The organism is Streptomyces sp. GESEQ-35 (genome assembly GCF_017948485.1).
Lineage (GTDB): Bacteria > Actinomycetota > Actinomycetes > Streptomycetales > Streptomycetaceae > Streptomyces.
This window is the reverse complement of the sequence record NZ_JAFFSX010000026.1, coordinates 88,902-104,224: the sequence shown is the minus strand read 5'-3', so window position 1 is coordinate 104,224 and position 15,323 is coordinate 88,902. Positions and strand designations below refer to the sequence as shown.

Genomic DNA, 15,323 nt, shown 5'->3' with positions numbered 1-15,323 from the left:
TCAGTCACGCACCAGCGGAGCACCCGCGTCCCGCCACGCAATGATCCCGCCGGCCAGGCTGCGTACGTCGGGGTGGCCCATGCGCGTCAGCAGGGCCGCGTACCGGGCCGACTTCTCGCCCACCGGGCAGGCCAGCAGCACCGGCCTGCTCCTACTGAAGGGCAGGCCGCCTCGCAGGAGTTCCTCGAACAGCTCGTCGACGATGTTGACGGATCCGTCGATGTGCAGCGCACCGTACGCGAAGGGGCCACGCAGGTCGACGACCAGGGGGTCGCCCGTCTCGATCCATTTGCGGGCCTCGTCGACGCCGACACTCGTCACCGCGCCCAGTTCGGCGGCGGTCACCTTGGCGACCGAGTTCTTCACGGGCGGGCGGCCCAGGAGTTCCGGCCGGCGTTGCCGCACGTAGCCCAGATAGCTCTCCACGCGGTCGCACACGATGAACACGGCGGTCCGCCGCTCAGGGCGGCCATGGGACTGGCTGTCCGTCAACTCCGCGTCGAGCGGTCGGAGATGGCGTACCGCGCCTTGGTAGGCGGCCCCGCCGGTCGGTCCGGCGAGGAGCCCGCAGCGGCGCAGCAGGGTCAGCATCCCGTCAATGGCCTCGTCGGAGCTCACCTCTTCGATCGCGTCGTACACGGCCGGGTCGAACAGGCCGACCTCCTGGACCTCGTCGGCGGTGCGGATGCCCGGGATGAAGTCCGACTTCTGGCCGACCAGCCCGATGACGCGTACGGCCGGGTCGTGGGCGCGCAGTGCAGAGGCCACACCGGTGGACGAACCGGCAGTGCCCACACAGGTGATGAACCAGTCCGGGGCGCGGCCGTCGAGATCCGCGATGATCTCCGGGCCGGTGCCCTGCGCATGAGCCTCGGCGTTCAGGGGGTTGAAGTACTGGTCCGTGTGCAGATGCGCGCTGCCGGGCCGGGTCAGCTGCTGGTGGAACACGGTGAGGGGGTCGCCGGTGTCGGTCGGGTCGAGGCATTCGCTCTGGCCGGGCAGTTCCTCGATCTCCGCGCCGAGCAGCAGGAGCAGGTCCTTGATCTCGGGGATGCGCATGCGGTTGGTGACGCTTTTGAAGGGCAGTCCGTGTATGCCCGCGATCAGGGCGAGGGCCTTGGCGGTGTTCCCGCTGGACAGCTCGACGACCGTCTCGCCACGCTCGACGGCTCCGGCCAGCCCGTCGCGGACCATGTTCCAGGCGGCCCGGTCCTTGAGGGAGCCGAACGGGTTGAGCATCTCCAGCTTGGCGTAGAGATCGATGGTGCGCAGACCGTGCACGTCCGGGTCGATGCGCACCAGCGGGGTGCCGCCGATGGCGTCGGTGATGCTGTCGTACCTCATGCCGTACGTCCCCCCGAGTCCGATTCCGTACGTCCCACGGTCGCCGTGAGAGGCCAGTACTGTTCGTCGAGGCACCAGCGCCAGGAGTCGCCCGCCTCGCTCACGGCGACCTTGCGTGCTACGGGCTGCTGTTGGGCGCCGGTGGCGGTGAAGTCCATGCAGTATCCGGCCGTGTTGGGGAACGCGAGCAGATCGCCCGGCTGCGGCAGCGCGGGCAGGAAGACCGTCCGGCGGGTGATCAGGTCCGATTCCAGGCACAGATTGCCCATCAGATGTACGGCCACGGGGCTCTCATTCTCCGCAGGGGCGCTGCCGCGCCGCACCAGCACGGGATCAATGAGTACGCCGTGGTCCTCCAGGCCGACATCGCCGGTGTTCATCGCAAGCCGCACCAGACGCTCGCCGGTTTCGGAGTCCCGCACCTCCAGCACCCGGCCAAGGGTGATGCCGCACTGGTCCACCAGTGCCCGGCCGGGCTCGGCGTACAGATCACACAGACTCTCCAGCAGCAGGGTGCCCAGCGGGCGGCCGAGACCGAGTGCGGGGCGGGAGAGCAGCTCGTCCAGATAGGCGGCCCCCGCGAGTGGCCGGTGGGCGGGGTAGAGGCCCAGTGCCCCCTTGAGGGTGCCGTTCTCCGCCCGCAGGCCGTAACCGTGCCCGCCCCAGGTCATGGGTGCGCGCCCACCCATGACGGCGGTGGTGAGGGCGCTGGTGTAGCGGTCCCACTGGGCGCCATCGGCAAGGTAGTTGACACCGAAGCCGCCGCCGACGTCGATCGCGCGCGGCCCGAAGCCCCGCAGGCGCAACTCCTCCACCGCCCGGAGGCAGCCCTCCAGAGCGGAAGCCTTCTCGTCGAGCCCGGTGGTGTCGAGGTGATAGCCGACGCCGATCGGTTCGAGCGAGTCCTGCTGGGCATCGAGGATGTCGAGCAGGTCGCCGAGGGCCTTCACGGACGTGCCGAAGCGGCTCCTCCGGGACAGCACCCGGGCGCCGGACGTCTCGAACTCGGACAGCCGGAGCACCACGCGCAGGCGCGGCAGCTCGTATGCCCGAACAAGGCGCGCGGCCATCAGGAGTTCGGCGGCCCCGTCGGCGTTGACGATCACTCCGGACCGCGCGGCGAGCCAGAGGAACTCCGGGTCCTTGGGCCCGGTCGCGATAATCCGGTCGGCGGTGAATCCGGCCCCGAGGGCGTGCTGCAACTCGGCCAGGGAGGCCACGTCGATGCCGGCGGTAGTCGTGGTGAGACGGCGGACCAGGGCGCTGGAGCGGTTCGCCTTGTGGGCGAAGAAGACCCGGCCGGCGAGCTGGTGGCGGTGCAGGACGGAGCCGAACCGATCGGCGTTCTGTGCGATCTGTTCCGGCAGGATGACATTGAGCGGGGAGCCGAGCGCGTCCACCAGGGTGTGGAGGAAGGCGGCGGACCGCAGCAGTGACGCCGGCGTCCTGTCGAGCTGCGCTTCCAGGTACAAAGGGGCGTCGCTCATCCCAACCCGTTCCTCCCTGGTGAGGAATGCTGACCGGACGTGGCGACCCTTCGTAAGCATCTGCCCTTCAACAGACCGTTTGTGCCCCGTTTCCATGGTCAGTACAACTGCTGGCCGGGCAATGTCCGGATCAGGTCGATTCAGAGGCTGAGACACATAGGGATGTCGTCACGGTCGTCGCCGGGGCCACGCGCAGCGCACCCGGCCATCGGCCCACCTCCGTCCACCCCAGGCTGCGGTAGAAGTCCTCAAGGCCGAGTCCCGCCCGCGCGCTGAGCTGCAGCTGTTCCAGCCCCATGTCGTCGCGGGCCATGCCTCTGACGTGCCTCATCAGGGCGGCGCCGATTCCCTGTCGGCGGAAACGCGGACGGGTCTGGAGGTGATTGACCACTCCGAAGTGTGCGACCAGCGGGTGCGGATCACGGCGAACGATCAGCCACCCCGCGAGAGTTCCGTCCATGATGGCGACGAGCAGTCGGCCGCGCTCCGGATCGAGGTCGGCGATGAGCCGGTCCGCCGCCGGACCGATGTCCCGAACGGTGACTGGAGGCAGTGGAATCGCGGGCGCGATCACCGCGCCCCCCGCGTTGACGACGGCGGTCCAGCAGTCGATCAACTGCCGTCTCAGGTCCTGCGTGATCCCCTCGGGCCGGGTGATCTGGAGGAACTCGGGGGAGTGCTCCGGGGTGTGGAGGGGGGCCGTCATGTGATCAGCCTTCCAGAACCCCGTCGCCGCTCGCCGGTGTCGCGCACAGCGCAGGATCAACCGGGGTCGCGGACGCCGAGCCGCAGGTGCTCGATGTGATGGACGGCCTGGTCGAGAAGCTGGGCGACATGGTCGTCGTAGAGGCGATAGACGACGCGGCGCCCGTCGCGTCGGCCGGTGACCAGGCCCAGGGCGCGCAGCAGCCGCAGTTGGTGGGAGACGGCGGACTGTTCCATGCCGACGGCGGCGGCGAGTTCACCGACCGGGTACGGGGACTGCCGGAGTGCCGTGAGGATGAGCAGCCGGGACGGGGTTGCCAGCGCCTGGAGCGTGGCGGCGACCGAGGCGGCCGTGACGTCGTCGAGGCGGGCGGCCGCGATGATGTCACGGCCGCCGCCATCGGCCCCCTGCGTGGAGAGGGGCGTCTCACCTGCGTGCACGGGCCCGTGCCTCGCGCGGCGGCCGGACGAACTGCAGTTCCAGCGCGGCAGGCGGTTCGGCGACGCCCGGGCCTCCGGCGGCCGCCCAGTCCAGCAGCTCCTCGGTGCAGGTGTCGTCCATGGCGAAGCCGATCCAGGTCACCTGACCCCCGGCCCGGCGCCCGGCGGCCGAGGGCTGGACGACGATGACGTTCGCCTGGTCGCAGGGGCCGAGACAGTCTGTCGTACGCACGGTGAACCGGCCGCCGGAGGCATCGGCACCGGCTTGCAGCCGCTCCAACTGCCAGGCGTGATCGGCGTCGGGATACTTGCGCGGATTGCCGCAGCAGCAGCCCCGGCACACGACCAGGGTGCAGGGCCGCGAGCCCGCGGCGCCGATCACCACCGTACGAGTCCTGCCACGAGCGGCACCGATCGCGTCCCTGCGCCCGCTCACAGCGCCGTCCGTGATGGCAGAGCGTGCGCCCGGATCCGGCCGTCGCGCTGCGCGGAGATGAGCAGGTGTGGGCCCGCCCAGGCCAGCGCCGCCACCGCCGTGCCGTCACCGTCGCCGTCGAGGGTGCGGGCCGGATTGAGCAGGGCTTGGGGGCGTCCGGCCGTGGCGTGCCACAGGGCCACCGTGCCGTCCGCGCCGCCGCTGGCCAGCTGACCGGCGGCGCCCGGCCGCCAGGCGAGCGCGGTGACGGTCTCATGGCAGCGCAGCGAGCGCGGGGCCGTACCGGCGGGGCCCTTGCCGGAGAAGTCCCATACGGTCACGTCCGGTGCGCCGTCTGCGGCCAGCCAGAAGCCGGTCTCGTCGAAGGCGAGGCGGGAGACCTTCTCCGGGTAACCGGACATGGTCAGTTCGCTGCCGTCGCGTGCGCGCCAGATGTGGATGGAGGCGTCCTGGTTGCCGCTACAGATCCACTTCCCCGTCGGCGCGACGGCGAGCGCGAGGTGCGAGCCGACGTACGGATACATCACTACGGGCTTGGTCGTGTGCCGTTCGTACCCGTGAACCGCCCCGTACGCGGCCACGGCCAATCGCCGCCCCTGTCGCATCCAGGCGAGGTCGGTGACGGTCGACGCGGCCGGGTCCGTACACCACAACTCTCCACCGTCCGCTTCGAGCACGAGGGCCCGGCGGCCGGATGCGACCGCGACGCGGTCGTTGTCCGCCCATGCCGCGGCGGCCGACCACACGCCGGACTCGCGTACCGTCGTACGCCCGTCCGTGCGCCGCCACAGCGCGTACCCTAGCGGCCCGGTGGCCACCAAGTGCTGTGCGTCCGGGGCGAGTTCGACGCTCAGCGCACCGCCGGGCAGCTCAAGGGCTCCCATCTCTGCGCCCATCGCGGCATCCAGGACACGCACCGTCCCCTCAGCCCCGGCGACAGCCACCAGGTCGCCGCGGGCGCTCAGCGCGACGGGCGCATCGTCGACGGCGATATCCCAGGCCAGCGGAGACTGCACGCTCACGCTCACGCGGTCACTCCCGCCGTGGCCAGGCACCCGGCGAAACCACGCTCCAGCGCGTCCCGGTCGAGGTTGCGGCCGATGAAGACGAGCCGATTGCGCCGCTCCTCGCCGGCCCGCCAGTCCCGTCCGAACTCCCCGTCCAGCAGCATGTGCACGCCCTGGAAGACGTACTGCTTGGGCGCGCCCGCGATCGCGAGGATGCCCTTGGAGCGGAAGATGTCCACGCCCTTCGTACGGAGCAACTGGCCGAGCCAGGCGTTGAGCCGGCCCTCGTCGAGTTCGCCCGGCAGGTCGATACCGACCGAGGTGACCGTGAGGTCGTGCTGGTGCTCGGTCTCGGTGAGGAAGGTCGGGTCGTCGGCGAGCACGCGCTCCAGGTCGAACGCGCCTACATCCAGGACCTGTTGGAGGTCGAGTTTCGCGTGCTGGGCGGGGATGATCCGTACGCCGCTGTTGATGGCGCGGATGCGGGAGGTGATCTCGGCGATCGTCGCCTCGTCGGCCAGGTCGGTCTTGTTGAGGACGATACGGTCGGCGAAGGCGATCTGCTCGACGGCCTCGTTCTCCACGCCCTCCGGCTTGACCTCGTCCAGGTGCTGGAGCACGTGCGCGGAGTCGACGAGGGTGACGATGGCGTCCAGACGCAGGCTGTCCGGCGATCTCGTCGTCCATGAAGAAGGTCTGCGCCACCGGCGCGGGGTCGGCGAGGCCGGTCGTCTCGATCAGGATGTGGTCGAACTTCTCGCGCCGCCGCATCAGTGCCCCCAGGATGCGGATGAGATCCCCGCGCACGGTGCAGCAGATGCACCCGTTGTTCATCTCGAAGATCTCTTCCTCGGCGTCCAGGACGAGGGCGTCGTCGATGCCGACCTCGCCGAACTCGTTCTCGATCACGGCGATCCGCAGACCGTGCTGCTCGGTGAGGATGCGGTTGAGGAGAGTCGTCTTGCCCGAGCCGAGGAAGCCGGTCAGTACGGTGACGGGTACGCGCTCGTCGCGCGGCTCGTCTGTCATGGTCGCTTGGGTCATCGGGTCAGGCTCCTTCGGGCGCGGGGCTGAGCAGGGCGGTCCGGAGATCGTCCTCGGTGATCTGCTCGGTGGGTCGGTGCAGGGTCCAGCGGCGGGCCGGCCCGTTCATCGGAAGGACGGCGACAACCGTCTCCAGGGGCGGGCAGCCCGGTTCGGTGCAGGCGAGCTGGCGGATCATGACGGCGGTGTCGTCGTCGAGGCCCAGCAGGGTGCGTACGGTCTCCTTCAACTCGCGCAGTTGTGGGTTCGGTGTCGCGGGGTTTCCTGGCCGAAATCCCTTGGCCATGTCGGCAGTTCTCCTTCGTCCGTGGTGGGTTGGCAGCCGGCGCAGACACCGGTGAGCTCGACGGTGTGCTCCACCGCAGCGAATCCGCAGGCGGAGGCGATCCGTGCGGCCCACTCCTCGACGACCTCGGAGTCCACCGGTCTGCTGATGCCGCAGGCGCGGCAGATCAGGTAGTGGCGGTGTCCTTCGGTGGGGCGCCACCGGTAAAGCCGTTCACCGGCGCCGGCTTGGGCGACGTCGACGGCGCCCGCGGCCTCCAGGTCGCGCAGCGCGCGATACACGGTTGTCAGTCCGATATGTGCGCCGTCATCGGTCATACGGGCGTGCAGATCCTGCGCGGAGACGAAGTCGTGGCAGTTCGCCAGAGATTCCATCAGGGCCAACCGCTGCCGAGTGGGGCGCTGTTGGGCTGTTGTCCGGTCGCTCACGCCAAGTCTCACCGCCAGAGCCGTCGGCTAAATGAAAATGAAAGCCATATCCACATGAACGATAGCTCATGTGTGGAGGCATGCGCGAACCTCGGGGGTGGCGCTTATGGCGGTGGGCGGTCAGTGCACGCGCCGTTCCTCCAGCGGTGCAGCGCGCAGGCGTGCGGCGGCGTCGCTCGGCAGATGCGGAGTGTGCCCGACGAGCCGGGCGGAGTTGGCGACCACGGCGATGCTGCTGGTGTTGTGCAGCAGGGCGGCCAGGACGGGGTTGACGGAGCCGCCGGCGCTCGCGACGAGGCCGGCGAGGTTCACGCCGATGGACAGCGTGTAGTTCTGCCGTACGACGCGCAGTGTGTGCCGGCTGAGTTCCACGACGGCGGCGACCTGGCGGAGGTCGTTTCCGGCGAGGGCGATGTCGGCGGTCTCCAGCGCGACGTGGGAGGAGTGGGCGCCCATGACGATGCCGACGTCCGCGAGCGCCAGTGCGGGGGCGTCGTTGGTGCCGTCGCCGACCATGGCCACGCTGTGGCCTTCTGCCTGGAGGTCGCGGATCAGCTGGAGTTTGGCCTCGGGCAGGGCGTGGGCGTGGACTTCCGCGATGCCGAGGGTGTCGGCGACGGCCTGGGCGGTCTCCGGTGCGTCGCCGGTCAGCAGCACGATGCGGGTCACCCCGAGGTCGGTCAGCTGGCGGACGACGGTGTCGGCTCCGCCGCGTACGGCGTCGGACAGGCCGAGCATGCCGATCAGCTTCTCGTCGTGGGCGAGGCAGATGACGGTCTCGCCGGCGGCGCGCAGTCGGCTCGTCCAGTCCTGGGCGACCTCGGACAGGTCCAGGCCGTGGCGGCGCAGCAGAGCGGGGCTGCCCACCAGCAGGCGGCTGCCGTCGAGTTCGGCGCGCACGCCCATGCCGAGGACGACCTCGCAGGCTTGGTGGATCGGGATGTGCAGGTGCTGTTCCTCGGTGCGCCGGACGATGGCTTCGGCGAGGGGGTGCCGTGCGTGCAACTCGCCGGAGGCCGCCAGGCTCAGCACCTCGTCGGCGGTGACCGCCTCGTCGAGCGTCACCACGCTGGTGACCAAGGGGCGGCCGAGCGTGAGGGTGCCGGTCTTGTCGAAGACCACGGCGGTGACGCGGCCGATCCCTTCCAGGTGGGTGCCGCCCTTGATGAGGGTGCCCCGGCGGGCGCCGTTGCCGATGGCCGCGCTGATCGCGGTGGGGGTGGCCAGGCCCGCAGCGCAGGGGCAGGCGATGAGCAGCATGGTCATCGCCCGTCGGGCTTCCCGGGTCAGCACGTACGTGATCCCCGCGAGCGCGAACGACACGGGCACGAAGCGGCGGGTGAAGGCGGCGGCGACGGTCTGGATCGGGGCCCGGTCGGCCTGCGCCTCCTCGACCCGGGTGATGATCCGCCCGACGACGGTGTCCTGTCCGACCGAGGTGGCCCGTACGGTGATGGAGCCGGTGGAGACGAGGGTGCCCGCATACACCTCGGTGCCGGGCTGCACGTAGACCGGGAGCGCCTCGCCGGTGATCGCTGCCTGGTCGACCAGTGCCTCGCCGGACTCGGCAGTGCCGTCGACCGGGATGCGGTGGTGTTCGTAGACCGCGACCACGTCCCCCGCCCTGACCTCCGTGAGGTCGACCTCCACCTCCACGCCGTCGCGGACCAGCCAGACCCGCTCCTCTCCGATGGAGAGCAGCTCCTCGATGGCGCGCCGGGTCCGCCGCAGGGTGATGGCCTGCAGGAACTCGCCGATGTTGAGCAGCCACAGCACCATCAGCGCGACCACGTTCTCGCGCAGGACCAGCGAGATCACGGTCGCCGTCGTCACCAGCAGATCGGTGCCCGCGTGGCGTCGGCCGCCGAGGGTGCGTGCGGCACCGCGGAAGAACGGCAGCCCGGTGAAGACGGTGACCGCGCCGAGGAGACCGGCCGAGCCCGCCGGGGCCCATGGGGGTCGGCCGAGCAGTCGACGCAGTCCGACCAGGGCGAGCACCGCACCGCCGACCACCAGCCGCGCGATTTCCCCCGTGGAGGAGTCGGGCACGGAGCTGCTGGCTCTGGCGGGCAACCCCGGCGGCGGTGCTTCGGTGAGGGCGGCGACCAGCCGGTTTGCGTCGACCAGGTCGGGCTGTACCCAGACGATCACGGCACCGGTACGCGGGAAGATGCGCAGCGCCCGGAAACCCGGCAGATCGGTGAACCGCTCATCGACGATCCCGGCGCAGCCGGGCCTCGCCCTCAGCCAGGGAACCATCAGCCGTACACGGCCTGCGGCGGCGGACCGCACCACCACCCCGGAGCCGGGCACGGGGACATTTCCAGGGGCGGACGTGCCGGACATGGCGACCGCCTCTCAGTGCTCGTGGTCGTGGGCGTGCCCCTCGACACCGACCGCCGAGGGCGGCGCCGCCTCCTCGCCCAACTGCTCCCTGGCCTCCGCCAGCAGGTCTCCTGCCTTCAGGCGGGCCTCCTCGGCGGCTTCCCCAAGTCGGCGACCCGTCGTGATGCCGCCGGCGATGCCGTTGACCAGGAGTCGGCGGGCCACGGGTTTCGCCTTGGGTGCGGCTTTGGCGGCTCCCCGGAGAACGAGTACGCCGGCGGTTCCAGACAGGGCGTAGTGCGTGATGCGGCCCACGACCGCACCCGCGAAAGCGGCGGGATGCATCATGGCCTCCTTCCGCGGAGCCTGCGGAGGGGATTCATCCGTCTTCGGCGCGGTAAGTCCATTCTCGTCCCGCAGCGGATATCGCGCACCAGCCGTATCGCGCCAGGCTGAGGCGACAGAGGGTTAATTCCCGGCAATGATTGTCATATGGAATGGCTGAAAGATGGTCTTGATATCCGTTTCCATCTAGCGTGGCGCTGACGCCGGGACAGGTTGAGCCCGGTGGATATCTCACCTGGTTGCGGAGGAATCCTTCATGCGTGCGTCCTCAATCCGGCGCCTGGCGCCGCTCATCACCGGTGCTTCCCTGGTCCTCCTGGCCGGTTGCGGCAGCTCGTCCGATTCCGCCAGCGACACCGATGCCGGGCAGAGCCCCGCTTCCGCGTCCGCCGTCGCCGTGGTGGCCTCGACGAATGTCTACGGCGACATCGTCAAGCAGATAGGCGGCGGGAAGGTCGACATCACGTCGATCATCAGCGACCCCGCCCAGGACCCGCACTCCTACGAGGCCAACACGCAGAACCAGTTGGCGCTGTCCAAGGCGAAGGTCGTCATCGAAAACGGCGGCGGCTACGACGACTTCATCGACCGGATGCTGAAGAGCAGCGACAACTCGTCCGCCGAAGTGATCAACGCCGTCAAGGTCTCCGGGAAGACCGCTCCGGAGGGCGGGGAGCTCAACGAGCACGTCTGGTACGACTTCCCCACCGTCGGCAAGCTCGCCGACAGTATCGCCACAGCGCTGGGCAAGGCCGACCCAGACGACGCCGCCACCTTCACAAAGAACGCGGCAGCCTTCAAGGCGAAGCTGGAGCCGCTGGAGGCGAAGGAAGCGCAGATCAAGACCGATCGCGGCGGCGAGGCGATCGCCATCACCGAGCCCGTGCCGCTCTACCTGACCGAGGCGAGCGGCCTGGTGAACAAGACGCCCGAGGAGTTCAGCGAGGCCATCGAGGAAGGCGACGACGTCTCCCCGAGGACGTTGCAGGACACGCTGGCGCTGTTCACCGACAAGAAGGTCAAGGCGCTGGTCTACAACGAGCAGACCTCCGGCCCGCAGACCGAGAAGGTCGAGCAGGCGGCCAAGACCGCCGGGATTGGCGTCGTCCCCGTCACCGAGACCCTCCCTGAGGGCAGGGACTATCTCGGCTGGATGACCGCCAACGTCGACGCGCTCGCGAGCGCGCTGGGCAAGTGAGGCGGAACACCGTGGCCTCCCTGCCCCGTGCCCGCGAGAGCAGGGCGGAGGACCGCGGCGCGGACGCCGCGGTGATCAGCCTGCGCGGAGCTGCCCTCTCCTACGGCGAGCGCGTGCTGTGGCAGGGCCTGGATCTCGACGTACGGCCCGGGGAGTTCCTGGCCGTGCTCGGGCCCAACGGATCGGGCAAGACCAGCTTCGTACGCGCCCTGCTGGGGCAACGGCAGCTGTCCGCCGGGACGTTGACGGTCCTGGGCAGTCCGCCCCGCAAGGGCAGCAGGCACATCGGCTATGTCCCGCAGCAGGCGACTCTGTCCGACCATGCGATGCTGCGCGCCCGTGACCTGGTCCGCTTCGGCATCGACGGGCACGGCTTCGGACCCCGGCTGCGCACGGGCGCCGTACGCCGTCGCGTGGACGAGGTCCTCCACTCGGTCGGGGCCGACGCGTACGCGGACGTCCCCGTCGGCCTGCTCTCCGGCGGCGAGCGGCAGCGCGTACGCATCGGCCAGGCCCTGGCCACCGACCCGCGGATCCTGCTGTGCGACGAGCCGCTGCTCTCCCTCGACCTGCACCACCAACGCGCCGTGACGGACCTGGTGGACGCCCGGCGCCGCTCCCACGCCACAGCCGTGGTGTTCGTGACCCACGAGATCAACCCGGTTCTGGGACTGGTGGACCGCGTGCTGTACCTCGCCCGTGGAGGCTTCCGGGTCGGCACACCCGACGAGGTGCTGACCTCGGAGGCGCTGTCGCAGCTGTACGGCACACAGGTCGACGTCATCCGCGTCCGCGGCCGGATCACGGTCGTGGGCGTGCCCGACGAGGTGGCAGAGCCGCCGCATCACGCTGAACCCTCACACGGAGTACGGCCATGACGATTGCCGAGGGGGTCTGGCAGCAGATCTTCAGCTTCGACAACTACGGCGAACTGCTCGCCCTGGTCCGCAACTCCCTGATCGCCGGCGCAGCGCTCGGCCTGGTCGGCGGCCTGGTCGGAGTCTTCGTGATCATGCGGGACCTGCCGTTCGCGGTGCACGGCATCAGCGAGTTGTCGTTCGCCGGTGCCTCGACCGCGCTGCTGATGGGCGTGAACATAGTGGGCGGCTCGATCGTCGGCTCGCTCATCGCGGCCGGAACCATCGGCGTGCTCGGCTCCCGCGCCCGGGACCGCAACTCGGTGATCGGCACCCTCATGCCGTTCGGCCTCGGCCTCGGCGTGCTCTTCCTCGCGCTGTACAAGGGCCGGGCGGCGAACAAGTTCGGCATCCTCACCGGACAGATCGTCGCCGTCGACACACCGCAGATGTCCTGGCTGCTCGGCACGTCGGCTGTGGTGCTCGTGGCGCTGGCGGTCATGTGGCGGCCGCTCGCGTTCGCCAGCGCCGACCCCGAGGTGGCCGAGGCCCGGGGGGTGCCAGTCCGCGCACTGTCCTTCGCTTTCATGATCGTGCTGGGGCTCGCGGTCGCGCTGTCGGTGCAGATCGTCGGGGCGCTGCTGGTCCTCACCCTCCTCGTCACCCCGGCGGCAGCCGCGGCCCGGATCACCGCGTCCCCCGTACTGCTGCCCGTGCTGAGCACGGTCTTCGCGGTGGCCTCCATCGAGGGCGGGATCCTGCTCGCCCTGGGCAGCAGCATCCCCATCAGCCCTTACGTCACCACCATCTCGTTCACGATCTACCTCGTCTGCCGACTGGTGGGCACGTACCGGACTCGGCAGTGGGGAACGCGGAGAACCGAGCCCGAGTCCGCCTGACCAACTGTCACCTGACCAACTGTCACACGAGTACGCGGCAATCCCATTGCCAACCCTTTATGAAAACGATTATCGTCTTGGTTGTGCCCGTGCGGGCATGAACATGACCCATGGGGGGTTTCTTTTGCGTACCCGCAGACGCCTGTTGACCGTCACCGGTATCGCCGCCGCCGCGATCGCCACGGCCGGCCTCAACACATCCGCCTTCGCCGCCACCACGCTGAGCAGTGGCCACGTCGACGTCCTCGACGCCGAGTGGGACGGTTCCGACCTGCACCTGCATGTCCACGACGAGGAGACCGACACCGAGTACGAGCCGGCGGACGTCACGCTGGCGGTGCCGGCGGCGGCGAAGGTCGCCAACCCGGGCCACGGCTGGCTGGGATCGGGCAGCCAGATCTGGCTGCTGCCGGACACCGAAGCCGCCGCCGACGCGGCCGGAGTGCTGTTCGCGGGCATCTCCGCCGAGCACCTGACCACGGGTGTCTTCACCAACGACACCATCAGCTACCGCCTCGTCAGCGCCACCCGCAACGGCGCCACGACCGAGGACTTCAGCGTCTATGCGGGCAGCACCCGCTGGTACGACAGCAACACCGCCACCACCTCCTTCAAGTCCAGGAACTTCGCAGTCGATTCCCACAACCACGCCAACTGGGCCTTCGAGGAGGCCGGCACCTACCAGCTCACCTTCAGGGTCCAGGGCACGGTGAGCGGCGTGACCGAGTCGGCCACCGCGACCTACACCGTCGTCGTCAGCTCGTGATGCGGGCCCTGACGCGCGACAGACGTGCCTTCACCGGTGCGGCGCTCATCGTGGCGACCGGGGTGCTCCTGAGCGCGGCAGGGCTGGTCGCCGGCGGCAGCGGGGCAGCCCGCGCCGCCGGCGACGCCGTCGTGCTCGACGAGGGCGAACTCGACCTCACGCCCCGACCGGTCGACGGGAAGCTGGAGTTGCAGATCGACGACCGCAGCGGTGACTCCGCGGTCGTACGGGAGCCGTCCGAGGTCGTGCTGCACGCCGGACCGGCGACCAAGGAAGACCTCATCGGCCCGGCCTACCCGATCCTGGGCGACACACTGCTCTCCGCCTACTTCTTCAACGGCTGGGAGAACGCGGGCCAGATCTTCGCACCCGAACCGGGCTGGAACGGCACCGAGGCGGGAGGCGACACCGAGGTCCGCCTCGCCGGTTTCGAGGGACCGGGGCGCTTCGCGCTGTACACCTACACACGCGAGATGGACAACACCGACGAGAGCGCGGTGCAGCACCTCAACAGCGGTGACAGCGCCTACAGCGCGTTCACCCTGGCCAAGGACGAGGAACGGGCCGTGCCCACCTGGGGCTTCACCGAGGAAGGCGTCTACCGTCTGACCCTCACGGTCACCAGCGGCGGTTCCGCCGACACGGAGACGCTGGCCGTGGTCGTCGGCGACGACGTCGACCCGGATGACGTGCTGCCCGGCGACGGCTCCACTCCGACGCCCTCGACGCCCCCTACCTCCACGAGCCCCTCGCCCTCGACGCCCACCGCACCGGCCGCCCACGTCATCGACAACGGCCATCTCGATCTGGCCGCCCGCCCGATGGACGGCTCGCTGCAGTTCCAGATCAAGGAGGGCACGGCGCACGACTACGAGTGGTACGAGCCCGACGAGGTCGTTCTGCATGTGAAGCCGGGCGCCCGCCGGAAGATCACGGAGGGGTACGAGTTCCTGGGCCCGGTCGGCAACCCGGTCTGGTGGCTGCCCATCCAGCAGCTCGACGGTCTCGTCTGGCCCGGCTGGAGCACCGACCAGTTCAAGAGCTCCGAGATCGACGGCCGTGTCGCCTTCCGGCTCGACGCCGTCCAGGGCCCGGGTGCGCTGAGCATCTTCACGGAAGGCTCGGTCGGCTCGGTGACCATGCACGCCCACAGCGGGGACGGCCTGCCGGACGCCTTCGACCTGTCCGTGCCGACCCACCGCCACACCGTGTGGACCTTCGCGCAGGAGGGCGTCTACCGCACGACGTTCGCCGTCAGCGCCACACTCGCCGACGGCACGAAGGTCAGCGACACGGAGACCATCGCCTGGGTCGTCGGGGACGACGTTGACCCGTCGACCGTGACGCCGGGCGAGGGGGACGAGCCGACGGCGATACCGACGGCAAGTCCGTCGGTATCGGCCTCCGGGTCACCGACCGCGACCGCCTCCCCGTCAGCGTCCGCGTCCGGCTCGGTGAGCGCCTCGCCCTCGGCGGCGGACCCGGGCTCCGCCTCCTCCGGGAGCGGCGGTAGTGCGTCGACCGGCGGCAGCGGCACCTCAACGACCGGCGGGCTCGCTTCCACCGGTGCGCAGGTCGCCGTGATCGGAGGCATCGCCGTGCTTGCCCTGCTGGTCGGTGGCGGCGCGGTGTTCCTCGTACGACGGCGCCGTACCGCCCAGTGAAAGCTCCGCGTACGACGGACCGGCGCCCGGCAGCCACCCGGTCCGTCGTACCCGGCACTGACGTGTTCGAGATGTGTTCGATAGAAGGAGG

Annotated in this window: 16 protein-coding genes and 1 pseudogene; 5 read left to right on the top strand and 12 right to left on the bottom strand. The window is 70.0% G+C overall.

Annotation, left to right across the window (positions count from 1 at the left end; all coding sequences use genetic code 11):
- From KCH87_RS37190 to KCH87_RS37140, 12 genes and pseudogenes are all read right to left on the bottom strand, one after another.
- Nucleotides 1-1,344, bottom strand: a complete 1,344-nt coding sequence (locus tag KCH87_RS37190; protein ID WP_210592270.1) for a pyridoxal-phosphate dependent enzyme — start codon at nt 1,342-1,344, stop codon at nt 1-3.
- On the bottom strand, nt 1,341-2,831 hold the full coding sequence (locus KCH87_RS37185) for a Y4yA family PLP-dependent enzyme (protein ID WP_210592269.1): 1,491 nt from the start codon (nt 2,829-2,831) through the stop codon (nt 1,341-1,343). The genes KCH87_RS37190 and KCH87_RS37185 overlap by 4 nt, the downstream gene beginning before the upstream one ends.
- 130 nt (nt 2,832-2,961) lie before the next feature.
- Nucleotides 2,962-3,537, bottom strand: coding sequence for a GNAT family N-acetyltransferase (locus tag KCH87_RS37180; protein WP_308299004.1), 576 nt, complete (start codon nt 3,535-3,537; stop codon nt 2,962-2,964).
- A gap of 56 nt (nt 3,538-3,593) precedes the next feature.
- The gene (locus KCH87_RS37175; RefSeq protein ID WP_210592334.1) at nt 3,594-3,920 is read right to left on the bottom strand and encodes a metalloregulator ArsR/SmtB family transcription factor; all 327 of its coding nucleotides are present in this window, start codon (nt 3,918-3,920) and stop codon (nt 3,594-3,596) included.
- A 43-nt stretch (nt 3,921-3,963) separates the two neighbouring features.
- Entirely contained in the window at nt 3,964-4,356 is a 393-nt protein-coding gene (locus KCH87_RS37170) for a (2Fe-2S) ferredoxin domain-containing protein (RefSeq protein ID WP_210592333.1), read from the bottom strand.
- Nucleotides 4,357-4,409: 53 nt separating this feature from the next.
- A complete protein-coding gene (locus KCH87_RS37165) occupies nt 4,410-5,435 on the bottom strand; it encodes a hypothetical protein (protein ID WP_308299007.1) in 1,026 nt (341 codons plus the stop codon).
- A 2-nt stretch (nt 5,436-5,437) separates the two neighbouring features.
- Nucleotides 5,438-6,040: a GTP-binding protein gene (locus KCH87_RS50250; RefSeq protein WP_308299003.1), complete on the bottom strand. Its 603-nt coding sequence runs from the start codon at nt 6,038-6,040 to the stop codon at nt 5,438-5,440.
- A gap of 112 nt (nt 6,041-6,152) precedes the next feature.
- Nucleotides 6,153-6,449: pseudogene (locus KCH87_RS50245) on the bottom strand (GTP-binding protein); the annotation flags it as partial.
- Between the two features lie 19 nt (nt 6,450-6,468).
- Nucleotides 6,469-6,693, bottom strand: coding sequence for a hypothetical protein (locus tag KCH87_RS37155; protein WP_247197363.1), 225 nt, complete (start codon nt 6,691-6,693; stop codon nt 6,469-6,471).
- The gene (locus KCH87_RS37150; RefSeq protein WP_308299002.1) at nt 6,690-7,178 is read right to left on the bottom strand and encodes a Fur family transcriptional regulator; all 489 of its coding nucleotides are present in this window, start codon (nt 7,176-7,178) and stop codon (nt 6,690-6,692) included. The genes KCH87_RS37155 and KCH87_RS37150 overlap by 4 nt, the downstream gene beginning before the upstream one ends.
- A 120-nt stretch (nt 7,179-7,298) precedes the next feature.
- Nucleotides 7,299-9,524, bottom strand: coding sequence for a cation-translocating P-type ATPase (locus KCH87_RS37145; RefSeq protein WP_210592265.1), 2,226 nt, complete (start codon nt 9,522-9,524; stop codon nt 7,299-7,301).
- A gap of 12 nt (nt 9,525-9,536) precedes the next feature.
- Nucleotides 9,537-9,848: a DUF1490 family protein gene (locus KCH87_RS37140; RefSeq protein ID WP_210592264.1), complete on the bottom strand. Its 312-nt coding sequence runs from the start codon at nt 9,846-9,848 to the stop codon at nt 9,537-9,539.
- Between the two features lie 256 nt (nt 9,849-10,104).
- Here KCH87_RS37140 and KCH87_RS37135 point away from each other — a divergent pair, with 256 nt between their 5' ends.
- From KCH87_RS37135 to KCH87_RS37115, 5 genes are all read left to right on the top strand, one after another.
- On the top strand, nt 10,105-11,046 hold the full coding sequence (locus tag KCH87_RS37135) for a metal ABC transporter solute-binding protein, Zn/Mn family (RefSeq protein ID WP_210592263.1): 942 nt from the start codon (nt 10,105-10,107) through the stop codon (nt 11,044-11,046).
- 11 nt (nt 11,047-11,057) lie between these two features.
- Nucleotides 11,058-11,924: a metal ABC transporter ATP-binding protein gene (locus tag KCH87_RS37130; protein WP_308299001.1), complete on the top strand. Its 867-nt coding sequence runs from the start codon at nt 11,058-11,060 to the stop codon at nt 11,922-11,924.
- A complete protein-coding gene (locus KCH87_RS37125) occupies nt 11,921-12,802 on the top strand; it encodes a metal ABC transporter permease (protein ID WP_210592262.1) in 882 nt (293 codons plus the stop codon). The genes KCH87_RS37130 and KCH87_RS37125 overlap by 4 nt, the downstream gene beginning before the upstream one ends.
- A 124-nt stretch (nt 12,803-12,926) precedes the next feature.
- Nucleotides 12,927-13,568: a choice-of-anchor M domain-containing protein gene (locus KCH87_RS37120; protein WP_210592261.1), complete on the top strand. Its 642-nt coding sequence runs from the start codon at nt 12,927-12,929 to the stop codon at nt 13,566-13,568.
- Complete coding sequence (locus KCH87_RS37115; protein WP_210592260.1) at nt 13,568-15,232, top strand: choice-of-anchor M domain-containing protein; 1,665 nt, start codon at nt 13,568-13,570, stop codon at nt 15,230-15,232. The genes KCH87_RS37120 and KCH87_RS37115 overlap by 1 nt, the downstream gene beginning before the upstream one ends.
- Nucleotides 15,233-15,323: the final 91 nt, after the last annotated feature.